Annotated in this window: 2 protein-coding genes; both read left to right on the forward strand. The window is 47.2% G+C overall.

Annotation, left to right across the window (positions count from 1 at the left end; translation table 11 throughout):
* Positions 1-289, forward strand: a 289-nt coding sequence (locus CCB157_RS18170) for a hypothetical protein (protein ID WP_238594763.1), incomplete at its 5' end; no start/stop codon positions are given.
* A gap of 131 nt (positions 290-420) precedes the next feature.
* Positions 421-951 (forward strand): helix-turn-helix domain-containing protein (locus tag CCB157_RS16885; RefSeq protein ID WP_077616945.1); only part of this gene is annotated, 531 nt, incomplete at its 3' end.

Genomic DNA, 951 nt, shown 5'->3' on the forward strand with positions numbered 1-951 from the left:
AACCATATTGAAACTTCCGCATTTTGGGCAAGTATTCACTACGATTCACCTCCTTTCTATCGATCTTATTCGACAAAAAGGAAGAAAATCCCTACATGTGATCGGACAAACTCTGGACCTCATACACATGAGGCTAAGGGGTGATATCATGGCTAAATTTCAACTTCCAAAAGAAGCCTGCGACAAGTTCTATGCCGCACTGATACCTGCGGCACAAAGAATCGTCAAAGAACGTAAGGCCAGACAAGCTGCTGAACTTGCCCAGAGTAAGAAGGTAGCGAGTGCCTAACTGAAATGATTTTTCAAGAGAAGGCTTCGGCCTTCCATAGTTGGACAAGCCTATATCAGTTTCTGATGCAATCATACATCGGATATCGTTCAAAACAAAATATCTGTTTGGTGAATGGAGGTAAAAAAATCATGTCAATTGGTGAAGCGCTTTTGCAATACCGGCAAGAAAGGGGGATCAGTCAGCGGGAGCTTGCCCGTCAACTCCACGTCGATCATGCGATGATTTCAAAAGCCGAAAACGGGAAGCTTGATCTCGCGGACCATCATGACGCGAATGTCGCCAGGTTGAATTGGAGGTTAGCCCTCGCCATCATAGACGAGCGCAGCGGCGGGTATATATCAAACATCCTTGATGAAGTTCCTAACTTGGATTTGCACCCGGCCGCGCTCAAAGAAATCTTGCTCAAAGAGCTCGACGAAGCTGAACAAGCATTGGGGGAACTCATCTTGGCGCGACACATTGACCCCGAACGGAGGAAGCAGACGGCTGAAAAGGTATGGCACGAAATTCGTGACGTGATTGAGAAGGCGCTCGTTATGCAAGGCGTACTTGAGGAAGAGTTCGGATTGGACAGAAAACGGCTCACGCTCGTTCACGAACATGAGCTCAAGGAGGAAAGGTGCGCCAAAGAACGAGAAGAACAGCAAGTCAAATTGTTG

Origin of the sequence: Caenibacillus caldisaponilyticus, from assembly GCF_002003465.1 — a bacterium.
In the GTDB taxonomy this organism is placed as follows: Bacteria; Bacillota; Bacilli; order Bacillales; family Sporolactobacillaceae; genus Caenibacillus; species Caenibacillus caldisaponilyticus.